The sequence below is a fragment of the Cellvibrio fibrivorans genome (assembly GCF_031457055.1).
GTDB lineage: Bacteria > Pseudomonadota > Gammaproteobacteria > Pseudomonadales > Cellvibrionaceae > Cellvibrio > Cellvibrio fibrivorans.
Genome location: NZ_JAVDVX010000005.1, coordinates 225,276 through 238,954 on the forward strand (window position 1 = coordinate 225,276; position 13,679 = coordinate 238,954).

General features: G+C 45.5%; 13 protein-coding genes and 6 tRNA genes. 12 read left to right on the forward strand and 7 right to left on the reverse strand.

All coding sequences use genetic code 11. The annotated features are described in order from the left end of the window. The first annotated feature begins 31 nt into the window (after positions 1 to 31). Positions 32 to 370: a YajD family HNH nuclease gene (locus tag J2X05_RS14355; RefSeq protein WP_310073603.1), complete on the forward strand. Its 339-nt coding sequence runs from the start codon at positions 32 to 34 to the stop codon at positions 368 to 370. 44 nt (positions 371 to 414) lie between these two features. Here the strand turns inward: J2X05_RS14355 and J2X05_RS14360 are convergent, their stop codons facing one another. From J2X05_RS14360 to J2X05_RS14375, 4 genes are all read right to left on the reverse strand, one after another. Continuing rightward, a complete protein-coding gene (locus J2X05_RS14360; RefSeq protein WP_310073606.1) occupies positions 415 to 1,413 on the reverse strand; it encodes a lysylphosphatidylglycerol synthase domain-containing protein in 999 nt (332 codons plus the stop codon). Then, a complete protein-coding gene (gene clsB / locus J2X05_RS14365; protein WP_310073608.1) occupies positions 1,410 to 2,771 on the reverse strand; it encodes a cardiolipin synthase ClsB in 1,362 nt (453 codons plus the stop codon). Before clsB ends, J2X05_RS14360 begins: the two co-directional genes overlap by 4 nt. Next, positions 2,768 to 3,601 carry an endonuclease/exonuclease/phosphatase family protein gene (locus J2X05_RS14370; RefSeq protein ID WP_349681248.1) on the reverse strand — a complete coding sequence of 278 codons (834 nt, stop codon included), beginning with the start codon at positions 3,599 to 3,601 and terminating at the stop codon, positions 2,768 to 2,770. The genes clsB and J2X05_RS14370 overlap by 4 nt, the downstream gene beginning before the upstream one ends. A gap of 328 nt (positions 3,602 to 3,929) precedes the next feature. Then, positions 3,930 to 4,733 carry a hypothetical protein gene (locus tag J2X05_RS14375; RefSeq protein ID WP_310073611.1) on the reverse strand — a complete coding sequence of 268 codons (804 nt, stop codon included), beginning with the start codon at positions 4,731 to 4,733 and terminating at the stop codon, positions 3,930 to 3,932. A 241-nt stretch (positions 4,734 to 4,974) separates the two neighbouring features. On the opposite strand from J2X05_RS14375, the gene J2X05_RS14380 reads away from it, so the two are divergent. The 4 genes from J2X05_RS14380 (at position 4,975) to J2X05_RS14395 (ending at position 5,387) form a co-directional block, all read left to right on the forward strand. Next, positions 4,975 to 5,050, forward strand: a tRNA-Glu gene (locus J2X05_RS14380). A 6-nt stretch (positions 5,051 to 5,056) separates the two neighbouring features. Beyond that, a tRNA-Gly gene (locus J2X05_RS14385) sits at positions 5,057 to 5,132 on the forward strand. 97 nt (positions 5,133 to 5,229) lie between these two features. After that, a tRNA-Glu gene (locus tag J2X05_RS14390) sits at positions 5,230 to 5,305 on the forward strand. A gap of 6 nt (positions 5,306 to 5,311) precedes the next feature. Then, a tRNA-Gly gene (locus J2X05_RS14395) sits at positions 5,312 to 5,387 on the forward strand. Between the two features lie 101 nt (positions 5,388 to 5,488). Here the strand turns inward: J2X05_RS14395 and J2X05_RS14400 are convergent. Continuing rightward, positions 5,489 to 5,950: a PA2817 family protein gene (locus tag J2X05_RS14400; protein WP_310073614.1), complete on the reverse strand. Its 462-nt coding sequence runs from the start codon at positions 5,948 to 5,950 to the stop codon at positions 5,489 to 5,491. An 18-nt stretch (positions 5,951 to 5,968) separates the two neighbouring features. Between J2X05_RS14400 and J2X05_RS14405 the strand changes: the two genes are divergently transcribed. The 3 genes from J2X05_RS14405 to queF are packed head-to-tail and all read left to right on the forward strand — an operon-like array spanning position 5,969 to position 8,556. Continuing rightward, a complete protein-coding gene (locus J2X05_RS14405) occupies positions 5,969 to 6,922 on the forward strand; it encodes an ABC transporter ATP-binding protein (protein WP_310073616.1) in 954 nt (317 codons plus the stop codon). Beyond that, positions 6,919 to 7,692, forward strand: a complete 774-nt coding sequence (locus J2X05_RS14410; protein ID WP_310073617.1) for an ABC transporter permease — start codon at positions 6,919 to 6,921, stop codon at positions 7,690 to 7,692. Before J2X05_RS14405 ends, J2X05_RS14410 begins: the two co-directional genes overlap by 4 nt. Positions 7,693 to 7,728: 36 nt before the next feature. Next, positions 7,729 to 8,556 carry an NADPH-dependent 7-cyano-7-deazaguanine reductase QueF gene (queF, locus tag J2X05_RS14415; protein ID WP_310073620.1) on the forward strand — a complete coding sequence of 276 codons (828 nt, stop codon included), beginning with the start codon at positions 7,729 to 7,731 and terminating at the stop codon, positions 8,554 to 8,556. 22 nt (positions 8,557 to 8,578) lie between these two features. On the opposite strand, the gene J2X05_RS14420 is transcribed toward queF, so the two are convergent. Beyond that, on the reverse strand, positions 8,579 to 9,961 hold the full coding sequence (locus tag J2X05_RS14420; protein ID WP_310073621.1) for an adenylate/guanylate cyclase domain-containing protein: 1,383 nt from the start codon (positions 9,959 to 9,961) through the stop codon (positions 8,579 to 8,581). 144 nt (positions 9,962 to 10,105) lie between these two features. Further along, positions 10,106 to 11,377, reverse strand: coding sequence for a hypothetical protein (locus J2X05_RS14425; protein WP_310073622.1), 1,272 nt, complete (start codon positions 11,375 to 11,377; stop codon positions 10,106 to 10,108). 193 nt (positions 11,378 to 11,570) lie between these two features. Between J2X05_RS14425 and J2X05_RS14430 the strand changes: the two genes are divergently transcribed. The 4 genes from J2X05_RS14430 (at position 11,571) to J2X05_RS14445 (ending at position 13,603) form a co-directional block, all read left to right on the forward strand. Then, positions 11,571 to 12,134 carry a nitroreductase family protein gene (locus J2X05_RS14430; RefSeq protein WP_310073624.1) on the forward strand — a complete coding sequence of 188 codons (564 nt, stop codon included), beginning with the start codon at positions 11,571 to 11,573 and terminating at the stop codon, positions 12,132 to 12,134. Positions 12,135 to 12,238: 104 nt separating this feature from the next. After that, positions 12,239 to 12,326 (forward strand) — tRNA-Ser (locus J2X05_RS14435). Positions 12,327 to 12,510: 184 nt separating this feature from the next. Next, a tRNA-Arg gene (locus tag J2X05_RS14440) sits at positions 12,511 to 12,587 on the forward strand. Between the two features lie 179 nt (positions 12,588 to 12,766). Further along, complete coding sequence (locus J2X05_RS14445) at positions 12,767 to 13,603, forward strand: HDOD domain-containing protein (protein WP_310073626.1); 837 nt, start codon at positions 12,767 to 12,769, stop codon at positions 13,601 to 13,603. Positions 13,604 to 13,679 lie beyond the last annotated feature (76 nt).

A 13,679-nucleotide genomic window follows, 5' to 3' on the forward strand; every position in this document is an offset into this window, starting at 1 on the left:
TCTTAATTTCTGACTGTCTGGAACTTTTTTTATGACTTCCGATAATCTTGGTCGCACCAGTAGCTATCTCCAAAAGGAGCAGGGCTACCGCGAAAAAGCGCTAAAAATGTATCCCTGGATTTGTGGGCGTTGTGCGCGCGAGTTCAACTCCAAGAATATTCGCGAACTCACGGTTCATCACCGCGATCATAATCACGATAACAATCCTGCTGACGGCAGTAACTGGGAATTGCTTTGCCTGTATTGCCACGATCATGAACATACAAAATTCCATGAGCATGTTTTGTATGGCTCAACGACGGAAAAGAAAATTGCCCCTGCAACGCACAATCCCTTTGCGGATTTGAAAAACTTGCTAGATAAAAAGTAGTTGTAATTTTTAGACGGTATTGCGGATGTGCTGAAATACTCTAGTTATTCACTTTGATTTTTCTGCGACATTCTTTTCGCGCGTGATTCTATGACAAGGTAGACAATACACGCGATGGTCAGTGGCAGTAAAAAATAGACAACTCTGTAACCAATCAATGCCGCCAGGATACTTCCTTTAGACAATTGATGGTGAAGCATTGCAATAAAAATGGTTTCCAGTACACCAAGCCCCGCAGGAATATGCGCGACCACACCGGCGATGCTGCTGATTAACAAAATTCCCAGCACTGTTTGATAAGTGACCTTATCCGGCATAAAGGTATAAATAATCAAACCCATCAGCAACCAGTTAGTCATTGCCAGCCCAGCTTGTATCAGGGCAAGTTGTAGTTTTGGCAAGGTAAATTTATGGCCACGAAAATGGAAGGATCGGCGCTTGGAGAAGCGGCATGCCCAAAAATAGATAGCCGCTATCGCGAGTAAAATAAACCCAACCAGCTGTAGTGCAGTGCCACCTATTTTCGCTTTATCCGGTAAATCTACCCAACGGAAAGAAAATAAGATACCTGCCAGAATGATATAGCCGAGCCAATTGGTGATAAGGCTCATGCTGAGTATTTTAGTAATTGTTCCTGGATCAAGCCCAAGGCGTGAATATAAACGGAAGCGCAACGCAATGCCGCCAACCCAGGCAGTTAAATTCAACGTAAACGCATAGCATACAAATGCCAGAGGTAATACCTGTCGTGCGGGCAAAGAATGACCTGTATATTTTCTTCCCACCAAATCGTAGCTTGCGAAAACCAGATAACTGAAAAGTGCAATGCTGGTACCGATTAATAAGGTATTGGCGCTGTAACTTCGTAACGCTTGTTCTACTTCTTCCCATTCGATATTTTTAATTAACATCAATAGCAGTACGGGAACCAGAATAAAAAAGGCGATTGTGAGTATCCTCTTGGCCCATTGCCACTTTTTATTGGGTGCGCGCATCTTTGCTGGAGAATCTACCGCAGCGCTCGATGAGCCTGAATGGCTCATGATATAGATTCCTTGGATAAGCCTTTTTTCTTGTAACTTTCGTTCAAGGATTTATTTTTAGCAAAGCTATATTTTTCGTAACCTTGTTTATTTTTGAATATAGCATTGGTTACCTCAATGGATTCTCCTGCTGTTTGCGTTATGTGATTTTTTTCGCTATCGGTAAAGTCTTTCGAAGGTGTCACCAATTTTAGTTCGTGTGTATGCGCTGGTAGCCACCCCATAATAGTGGGAAATTTTCGTAAAAAATGGAAGCTCAAAAATATTATGGGCGCACGCCACCATAGACCGCGTAGCGCGGTTTTAATGTTTAATTTTTTGCAGTGATTATTTACAAGCTGATTAAAATGCTCATAAAGTTGCTGATTGAATGCTTCATTATCGATAAAAACATTCGCCTCCAAGTTTAATGACAAGCTTAGCGGGTCCAAATTGCTCGATCCTACCGTAGCCCATTTATCGTCCATGAGCGCGACTTTCCCATGTAAGGGGCGCTGGCAATACTCATAAATTTTTACGCCCGAGCGCAATAAATAATTGTAAAGTAAACGCGATAAGGCGGTGACCCACGCCATGTCGGGCTGACCTTGCAGAATTAATATCACTTCCACATTACGCTGTGCTGCGCGACGTAATTCGCGCAGCAGACGATATCCGGGAAAAAAATATGCATTGGCAATAATTAGACGTTGTTGGGCTAGCCGGGCGGCCAGGAGGTATTGTCGTTCTATATCCCGGGAGTGCGCGCCGTTGTCTCTTTCAACCATCAATGCTCGCACCTCTCCGGCAACAGGTGGTTCCGCTGCTCTCGCGGTCTGAATATACTTGCTCCGCTCCTTACGGCTGGATGCTCGCAACAATAAGAGCATACAGGTTTGGTGGATATCCGCTACCACTGGGCCCCGCACTTTTACGGCATAATCTTGCTTGGCTTTTTCTCCCGAGCTAATCAGATGGTCGGCGGAAAAATTAATCCCACCTACGAAAGCGATATGCCGATCAATAACAGCAAGTTTACGATGCAAGCGGCGAAATATATTCAGGCGCACGCCCCAAAGTTTGGGCTGCGGGTCAAAAATATGCAGGCGCACTCCTGCCGCGGTGAGGGCATCGGTAAACTCCTGGCTCAAATCCCATGTGCCGTAATCATCAACAGTGATATCAATGCTGACACCACGTTGCGCCGCGGCAATTAACTCTTGTTGAAGTTGATTGCCTATTTCATCTTCGTAGACGATAAATGTCTCCAGTAGGATTTCTTCTTTTGCATTGCGAATGCATTCGAATACGCTAGGAAAAAACTCTTCACCGTTAATAAGAAGCTTTACTTCATTACCATCTCGCCAGTTGTCCTTCATATAAAAATCTCCACGGCTAAGGGTGCATGATCTGAAAGATGGGACCAAGGGCGTTGTAATAACACTTGGGGGTTTTGCGTAGACGCGTTACGCACATAGACTCTGTCGAGAGAAAGTATCGGCCAGCGTGCCGGAAAACTTTTTGCCGGTTTGCCATATTCATTTACAAAAGCTTCCCGCATATTGCAGGTTGCAAGGATGGTGTCTGCACGTTTTCGCCAATCGTTAAAGTCACCGGCAATGATAACGGGGGCTGATAATGGAAGGCTTTCAACCAAATCGCGTAATAAAAAAAGCTGTCGTTTGCGATGACTTTCGCGGAGACCTAAATGCACGCAGATTGCGTGAACTTCCTTATACCCTGGAACTTTCACTACGCTGTGTAAAAGCCCGCGTTGTTCGATTCGCCCAATAGAGATATCCAGGTTTTGAAAACGAATAATAGGATATTTGGACAGTATGGCATTACCGTGATCCCCCTCGGGATACACCGCATTTCGTCCGTAGGAAAATTCTGGCCACATGGTGTCGGCTAAAAATTCGTATTGGGATGTGGTTGGCCAATTGCTGTGGCGCTTTGCATGTTGTTTATGGCTTCCGTGCACTTCTTGTAGAAATACCAGTTCGGTTGAGAGGGATCGTACGGCTTCGCGCAATTCAGGTAGAACAAATTGACGGTTAAACACAGTGAAACCTTTGTGCATGTTCAAAGTGAGTATGCGCAATTTATGTGTTGCGGGATGGGATTGTGTTAACTCAATAGCGTTGAGTTTCTCTTCTGAAAAAGATGGGGCAGTCGTGGTTTTTGTAGGGCTAGGATCATCATTCATAGAATGACCATTTTGGGGTAGAGGAGATACCAAATTTTAATCACGACTATCAATGTTGTTCTGTATGTTGCCCCACATAGGCTTTCGGTAGAGGTTCGATGGGGGGGCAGTTGGGGATAATTAACGAGGATGTAAATACTTGATAGATCAGGGTTGATAAATATTTGCATTTGTAATATTTATCGCTACTGCAAACCTTGTAGATAGTGTATAGCGGTTGCCCCATTGCTAAAAAAGCTGGTTTGGAAGGCTGTCCTTATTAATGCGTATGACTTGCCGATAGCCACGTTTGGTACGTACCTACCTACAATATTTTTTGCTTCGCACATCAATCATAAATTTGCTTTTTCTTCCATTTTGCATTTTCTTCATCGAAATTTTTCCATTCTTTGCTTGATGATCCATCAGTCGTTGCAGCGGGTTTTGTGTTGGATGTTGCTGCTGGTTGCTCTGCACCTTCTGGTGTTGCCTCTGCTTTTTCTTGCAGTTTTGCAATCATCGCATCCAGTTGCGCGATTTGTTTGTCAAAACCATGGCTTGCATTTTCAGCGGCCAATGCTTTGCGGGCCAAGGTGTAATAGTGAACGGCCAGGCGCACCTTGCCTACTTGTTGGGACTGACGTGCATTGAATACGTGTCCATCAACCGACATTTGCAATACCAAGCGATTAATTTGATCGATATAGGCCTCGGTTTGTACTTGGTTTATCAGGTGTAGGGCCGATTGCTGCATGACAAATCGATGGAGCTCTTGTAATAAGCTGTGCGCCTCTTTAATTTGCTGTGGGTTCTCAAGGCGCACCCGCGTTTGTTGGTTGTTGTCTTTTTGGGTGGCGAGCAGGTTTGTGTAGAGGTTGAATTGCTCGGCATGAGTCGGATCTTTGGGTTCAAGGCGCGATAACTGATCGCAACAATCGACCAGTGCGCGGTAGAGCAGGGCAGTTAGGTCGTTGGATAAAAACCCTGTGGGGAAGCCGGTGGCGAGATCGCGAAAGGAATTGCGTCTAGCGCGCAGGGCAGTAATTAAGCGTTGACGTTGTACTCGCCGTTTTTCAATGGAGTGCGATAAAAATAAATATCCTGCCAGTAGAATTAATAGGAGAAATATTGTGGCAATAACATAGGCAGACATGATGGTTTTAGAACCTTATCGGTTAAATGCTGGGCAGCATTGATGCTTCAAGTATAGCACCGAAAAAAATGGCGCCAGAATTTGTATTTTGACTGGTGTATAAAATCGCTAAGTGCTTGTTTCCACTCCGATAAAAAAAGAATTAAAAGTGTTGACACAGGCGGCACCTGTCCCTAGAATGCGCCCCACTTCTGACGCAGACATCGGCTTGAAAGAGCAGATTAAACGTGAGATGGTCCGGGTCCCCTTCGTCTAGTGGCCTAGGACACCGCCCTTTCACGGCGGTAACAGGGGTTCGAGTCCCCTAGGGGACGCCACGTTTAGCGGGAATAGCTCAGTTGGTAGAGCATAACCTTGCCAAGGTTAGGGTCGCGAGTTCGAGTCTCGTTTCCCGCTCCAACTTCTCCTACCAAGGGAAGTTAATGCAGTAAAGATTGACGTTTTGATCTGTTAGTGAAGTACGTTTTATCGTTGTCACCTAGGCAACTTTCAAAATGTCCCCTTCGTCTAGTGGCCTAGGACACCGCCCTTTCACGGCGGTAACAGGGGTTCGAGTCCCCTAGGGGACGCCACATTTAGCGGGAATAGCTCAGTTGGTAGAGCATAACCTTGCCAAGGTTAGGGTCGCGAGTTCGAGTCTCGTTTCCCGCTCCAGTTTTACGCAGTCCACTTCGTAGCATTTATTTCCTCGTAGTCTTCCAGTAATAGTATTTGCCCGCTTGGGCATAACGCATTCCTTTGCGTTTAGATTGTTGTTAATGCATCCCCATTGATTTTGCGCGCGCTTCCTTATAGCTGAAAGGTATCTGTTGCTGTTTGGCATCTTCGCGCTGTTCATCCAACTGCTGGAAAACGGCGATCTCATCATCCGGCATGTAATGCAGGCAGTCGCCACCAAAAAACCACAGCAGGTCGCGATAAAGCAGTGGCATCAAGTGTGGATAAGTGCCGACAATACGACACATCAATATCTGCCCTTGTTCCAGGAAGCTGACGCCTTGCGGTTGTTGCTGCAATTGTGCAAGCGCGACGAGAAATTCCTGGTCTTCCTCGTTTGGGAATTCAGCGTTAAATGGTGGTAATTGCTGGATCTGCGCGCTAAAGGCGGCGAGTAACTCCAGGTGATATGTGTAATACTCTTGATCGTAAATAGATGGTTCCGAACTTGAAATCGACATGCTGCGCCCTGATCTGGTGGTAGATTTTCTGACTTTCATTCATTTCTGCGAGGGGTTATGACTCCGGCACTCTCACTGAGAAACCTGCGTAAAGTTTACAACGAAAAATTCGAAGCTCTAAAAGGTATTTCACTCGATGTGATGCCGGGTGATTTTTTCGCCATGCTCGGCCCTAATGGTGCGGGAAAATCAACCACTATAGGGATCATCAGCTCACTCGTGCGTAAAACTGCAGGCACAGTTGAGGTGTTTGGCAAAAATATCGATACCGATTTTTCTATCGCCAAAAAATACTTGGGTGTAGTTCCACAAGAATTCAATTTCAGTATGTTTGAAAAGGTGGAGGACATAGTGCTGCAGCAAGCGGGCTACTATGGTTTGCCCCGTAAGCAAGCATTAGTACAAACCGAAAAATATTTAAAACAATTGAGCTTATGGGATAAGCGCCATACTCCCGCCCGGATGCTGTCGGGTGGTATGAAACGACGCTTGATGATTGCACGCGCGTTAGTGCATGAACCGCAATTACTGATCCTTGATGAGCCTACAGCAGGTGTTGATATAGAACTGCGCCGCTCCATGTGGGAGTTTTTGCGCGAGATTAATGCGGCAGGTACAACCATTATTCTCACCACGCACTATTTGGAAGAGGCGGAAAGCTTGTGCCGTAATGTGGCGATAATTGACCAAGGTGTCATTGTTAAAAACACCAGCGTTAAAAGTTTATTGCAGCAACTTAATAAGGAAACGTTTATTTTTGATGTGGCGGGTAATTTACAATCGCTGCCACATTTAAATGGCCATCGCGTTGCACAAATTGATGAGCATTCATTTGAAGTAGAGGTGGATAAGGGGCAGTCACTCAATGCAGTATTTACCCAGTTGACTACGCAGGGATTTGAAATTGTCAGTATGCGCAATAAATCCAACCGTCTGGAAGAATTGTTTGTGGCTATGGTTAATGCGAATAAAGATCTGGCAGGCGCTGCGCAACAAGAGGTGCGATCATGAGTTTACAAGAACAGTGGATTGCGTTTCTTACTATTTTGCATAAGGAAATAAAGCGGTTTACCCGAATCTGGATTCAAACCTTATTGCCACCGGCAATCACAATGATTTTATATTTTGTGATTTTTGGCAAATTAATTGGCAGCCGTATTGGCGATATGGGTGGTTTCAGCTATATCGAGTTTGTGGCGCCAGGGTTGATTATGATGGCGGTAATCACCAATGCTTATGCCAATGTATCTTCTTCATTTTTCAGCGCAAAATTCCAGCGCAGTATTGAAGAGTTGCTAGTTTCACCGACTCCCAATTACATTATTTTATTGGGTTATGTTATGGGCGGTGTGGCCCGTGGCGTTGCGGTGGGTTTGATTGTCACCATCATGTCGTTGTTTTTTGCGGATCTGCATATACACCATTGGTTTACTACTTTATTTATTGTATTGATGACCTCGATACTGTTTTCCATAGCCGGGTTTATCAATGCAATTTACGCTAACACATTTGACGATGTATCGATCATTCCCACCTTTGTATTAACTCCGTTAACCTATTTTGGTGGAGTTTTTTATTCGATCAATTTGCTGCCTGAGTTTTGGCAGCAAGTGTCAGTTCTCAATCCCATTTTGCACATGGTGAATGCATTTCGCTACGGCATGTTGGGTATTAGTGATTTGCATATAGGTATGGCATTGGTGGGGCTTACGGTGTTTGTGGTCATACTGTTTGTGATTGCTTTGCATTTATTAAAAACCGGAAAACGTCTGCGCGCATGATGCGGATGCGGTGTAATTAAAATTATTGGAAACTGTATGAACCATAATCCACTTGGTCGCCAAACAGACTATGTATCTGTTTATGCTCCGCATTTATTATTTCCTATTCCGCGCGCCGAGTCGCGTGCACTATTGGGAATAGGCGATACATTGCCTTTTTATGGAATGGATATATGGACGGGGTATGAATTGTCCTGGCTTGACGCATTGGGGAAGCCGGTTGTTGCTATTGCCGAGTTTTTTATTCCCTGTACCAGTGAATTTATTGTGGAGTCAAAATCCTTCAAGTTGTATTTGAATTCGTTGAATCAAACCCGTTTTGAAAATGTTGCAGAAGTGGAATTGCTGCTTGCCAAAGATCTTGCGCGCATTACCAATGCCGATGTCCGTGCGACTATTATTCCGTTAACAGCGTCGGTGCGTCCTGAACATCACCTGGCGGAGATTGCCGAGGTGGAAGGCGAGTTATTGGATGATTTGACAGTGGCTGTTGATTGCTATCATCCGGCGCCCGAGTTGCTTACTACTGAGCTGGGGATCGCAGATGAATGTTTGGTCAGTCACCTGCTAAAAACCAATTGCCCTGTTACCGGCCAGCCGGATTGGGCGAGTCTTGTGATTCGCTACAAGGGCAATAAAATCCAGCGGGAGAGTTTGCTGCGCTACATTATTTCATTTCGTGAGCATCAGGATTTTCACGAACATTGCGTAGAGAGAATTTTCAGTGATATTGCGCGGGTTTGTAAGCCTGAGGAATTGGTTGTGTATGCACGTTATACGCGGCGCGGTGGGTTGGATATCAACCCGTTTCGCTCCAGCAACCCAAACACAAAACCCGAGTTGCTGCGTTTGATTCGCCAGTAGTGCTTCAGCACTACTGGTAATTTTATACGATGACTTTGTCTTTCAAACGGCTTGCTGCTTTCTCAAGTGATTCGATCACTTTTTGTTTATCGTAGTTGCGCACTTTATCCATGTCCAGATACATGGAGAAACCCTCCGCGCGATCTTCAAAATAGCTTTGGTTTTTACCCATCTCTTTGCGCAAGTCTGCGACTTGATAAACTTTCACAGGCAATGAGAAGCCTTTGACCTGAATTTCACCTTTATCGCGGCACATGACTGTGTCTTTTACCAGTGACCAAGTTTCGTGCGAGATTAAAATTTCATCAGGCTCTGCAGCAGATTCAAGACGGCTTGCGAGGTTAACTTGCGTCCCTAGCACGGTGTAATCCAAGTGATTGGATGTACCGAATGTACCTACTGTGCAATAGCCGGTATTGATGCCCATGCGTACCTGCAGTGGCTTTTTAATGCCTTGGTTAAACCATTCTACTTGCATTGACTTGATGCGCTTTTTCATAGCAATGGCCATGGCGACGCAACGGGTGGCATCATCTTTTACGCCTTTGCTATTGCTATCGCCAAACAGCACCATAATGCCGTCGCCCATAAATTTATCGATAGTGCCGCCGTAGTGGGCAACAATTTTGGACATTTCAGTGAGGTAGTGGTTGAGCAATTCGGTCAAGGCTTCTGCTTCAATTTCTTCTGACAGCTGACTGAAATCTTTGATGTCCGAAAAAAACACGCTGATGCGTTTGCGTTCTGCTTGCAGGTTTTTATCATCGCCGCGATTAATCGCTTGCCATACGGTTGGTGGTAGGTAGCGGGATAATTTATAAACGCGGATTTTGTGCCATTTTTGTTCGTTTTCCAGCTGCTTTTGACTGATCATTAATTTGTGAAAACGTTGGTGCATATAAATGGCGTAGACTAAAAAATAGGTGGCTACACCAATCAAACTGGCGGCACTGATTTCGATACTGCTGGACAGTACCAGCTGCGGCTTGTGGATAATCAGGCTCAAGATCACGCCGACTCCAAATGCGCTATTGTCTTCCATCAATTTACGTACGCCGCCGCTAATCAGCGCGTTAAATTGAATCATGGTCAGAAACATTACACAGGGCAGGATGCTAAAGTCCGTCAGACTCAGTACAACACCGATAAGCGCAGCATCCACATGGGATAACCAGCGATTAATGCGGCTCATTTGTTCGGGAATTTGTTTGCGGGTGAAATGGTAAGTGGCGTAAGCGTAGATCAGTAAAAATACAATAACACCCATGTGGGCGAGGCTGGGATGATTCCAATCAATAAAGGAGGCCAGCGTACCAGAAGCGGCAAAGCAGATAAGAGCACGGAAATAGTACTGCTGTATTGGGGATTCAGTTTGCAGCTGTTGACTGTCGGTCTTACTGTTCATTGGACGAAAACCTTGTTGTTATTTGGTCAGTAAGTCAATCCCTATAAAATGTGGTGCCGCTTGCCCAAGCGAGTGAATTAAACGGGTTTTTGTTGGAAATGTCTACTTGTTGGTGGAAACCTAAGCGACTTTTCTGGTTGCTTATTATTTAAACTTCAATTCCAGGTATTTTTCTTCCAATTCGGTATATTGCTTACGCAATTCAGCAAATTCAGACTGGATTTGTTGCAGATTTGCCGGGCTTACATCTGGCTCTGAAACGCTGTGCTCGAGGCTATTTTTGAGCTGATCATTTTCGCGTTCCAGATCTTCCAGGTTGCCTAGCAGCTCTTTGCTCTCATGGGTAAAGTTGTGCAGTGTTTCCTTAATGCGTTGATTTTCTTCTTCGAGCTCGTGTTCGTGTTCAATAATGCCTTCCTGCTCAGCAATTTTCTCGTTAGCCTTGTTGAGCTCCTCTTCCAGTAATTGGACGCAGGTGTCGGACTCCTGCACAAAGCGCACTTGCCGTTGCAACTGCTGTTCTAATTCTTTAATAACCAAATCCTTCTCTTCGGCGGTCACCGCTTCTTCCAGTTTACGCTGTAGATTGCTGATGACCCGATATTGATCTGCAGCCACATTGCGCAGTTTCATAATTTCTTCTGCAGCGCGCGGATCCTGACGGATGATATTAATTGTCTTATTTTCAACTGGCTGCCCTGTAATTGCGGCGTTAGTCGAATGCATGTAGTGGGTTATTTCGTTGTAACTGTTGCCATATTGCCCTAATAGCATTTCGTATCTTTCGCGATCCTCGACACCATTGGCCATCGCATAGAGTTCATTGTAGTAACCTTGGGCATTGGCTTGTGCTTCGTTCCAGCGCTTCTCCAAATCAAAAAACAGCTTTTTGAATTTTTCCAGATTCTCGACCCGCTTTTTATACATCTCCAACTCTTCATTACTGGCGGTATCGAGTGATGTATCCAGGGGTAAATCAAGGGCGGTATCGGTTGTCGAATGCAGGAGTGGTTCTAAAGTCTGGCGAAAGACATTCCAATAACCTTCACTGCCGGGTACTTCGGTAGTGCCCAATTCCTCAGCGCGCAGGAAAGCGTAGCGCAATGCGACTATGCGTTGATTAATAGGCAAGTCGGCCGGTTGCGCTTCGCTAATATCGCTGCGCGGGGCAATCAGGGCAAAACGCTCCTGGGTTAGTTCCAGTTGCTCATAGATGAGTTGCTTGTAGGATTTCCCGGCAGGAGCAGGGGTGGGGCTTTCAGTTTTAATTGTCTCAATTAATTCGCGCAATTTGTCTTGTTGCCGGCGAATGAGCTTCTTTTGTTTTAGTGCATAAAAAATCAGTACTGCGGTTGCAATAAGTAACAGCAGATAAATCTCTAAGGCTACTGCGAGCACAAGGGTTGGGACTTGCATATTATTGTCGGCCGCAAGGATTGATAATGAACAGATACACAGCAACCTTATTGCCGCAATCGACTCTATAATCGCTGACTAGCATATCTGCCTGAAAGTATGGTACAGATTCAGCCAATATTCGACTTGTCTATACTTTAGACGTCAATCTGGTCTGCGTATTTAATGATTTATAAATGAGGTTTGTGGTTTTATGGATGCAATAACAGCACTACACCAGCGAGTATCGACCCCGCGGCTCACGGCGCCGGCACCCACACTGCAGCAATTAACCGTATTGTTCAAAGCGGCACTGCGGGCGGCCGACCACGGCAACATGCATCCATGGCGATTTTTAATTGTGGAGGGGGAGGGGTTAGTCAGGCTTGGTGAATTGTTTGCCAAAGTTGCTACCGCCAGGAATCCAGAGGTCACGCAGTCAGAGTTGGATCGCTGCCACGCTATGACGCAGCGAGCGCCTATGATTATCATCTCCATCGCCAAGTGCCGGCCCAATCCCAAAGTGCCGCAGATCGAACAAATCATCGCCGCTGGCGCCGCCACCCAAAATCTTCTCAACGCTGCCTTTGCAACGAATGTCGGCGCGGTGTGGCGCACGGGAGATATGGCTTATGACCCGGCAGTGAAAGAGGGGCTGGGGTTAATCGAAGGTGAAGAAATTATTGGCTTCATTTATATGGGCACACCCACGGTCCCACCACACGCACCGCGCGAACAAAATCCCGCTGACTTTTTTAGCGCATGGCCGCAGGAATAAGATTGCGTTTGCAAGCTTGCTTGTGTACATTAGCGCGCCTTCGCAGGGGGTACTTTGGATGGTGTTTTCGGCGGAGCCCGCAGGTAAATTAGTGCGGTAAAAACGGTGAGATGTCCGAGTGGCCGAAGGAGCACGCCTGGAAAGTGTGTATACCGCAAGGTATCGAGGGTTCGACTCCCTCTCTCACCGCCATTTTTGAATAAAGTTTTACTGTACAGTTCCGTGCATAACAGCAGTTAGTTCGCTCGTTGTACAGGTTGATCGAAAATTGTATTTCATTGATTTATAAAGCATTAATTTGAGAGTCTTAGAAAAGAAAATCAAATAAACGCTTGACTCACTGAACCCCGATCAATAAAATGCGCGCCTCAACAACGCACTCATAGCTCAGCTGGATAGAGTACTCGGCTACGAACCGAGCGGTCGGAGGTTCGAATCCTCCTGAGTGCACCATATAAAAAAGCCCGTCAGAAATGACGGGCTTTTTCGTTTTTAGACTTCCTCCTGTGTTAAATCTTCGTCATTAAATTCCAAATCTTTATTTTGGCTGTTGCTATCCATTCATCCTTTGCTATACCCAATTCAGGTAAAGCGTTTTCGCTGGCATTTACTAACGTCTATAAGATTTCTATATGAGAGAGGGTATTGTGGATTTAAAAAACTTAATCGATAACGCACAGAAGTTGCCAAATATTCCCAAAGTGGTCCAAGAGTTAATAGAGAGTTTTGGCGATGAAAATATTAATAATGAGGCTATCGCAAAAAAAATCAGTGCTGACCAGGTACTGACTGCTAAAGTCTTGCGTGCAGCTAACTCAGCCCACTATGGCGGCAACCGCAAAGTAGGCTCAGTGAGTGATGCTGTATTTATTTTGGGATTTAATGCAGTTCGTACGTTGGTTCTTGCGTCCGGCATGACGGGTGCTTTTAAGGCGCCGGATGGCTTTGATTTACCCGCGTTTTGGCATAACAGTTTTGCGGTCGCAAGTACCTGTAAATGGTTAGCGAAGTTTTCCAAAGATGATGTGGAGACCGCCTTCACCTGCGGCATGATCCACAATATCGGTGAATTGCTTATCCATATCATTCTGCCGGACGAGTGCAAAGAGATCCAAAAAATTGTCGATCGCGGCGCGCGCAATTCAGATATCGAAAAGAATGTGCTGGGTTTTAATTTCCCTGAAGCGGGTGCTGAGTTGGCGAATCGCTGGAAGTTTCCTGATGCGATAGTTGAGGGTATTCGCCATCAGCTAAATCCATTGGATGCGCCGGAATTCTCACGGTTTGCGGCGCTAATCAATCTTGCGGACTATATAGTCCACGAGAACGAGAAAGATGGCGGTGCAACCTTGGTGGAGAACTTTCCCAATGATGTAGCGATCAAACTGGGTATTAATCTGGTGAAATTAATAGAACGAATTGACGAAACCAAAGACTTGATTGGCGGATTCGATGAATTATTGCATTAAATGTTAAAGACAATAATCGACGGTGAGAGAGCAAGGCCCGTGTTGATCACGGGCTTTTTTATGGGCGATAAATTAT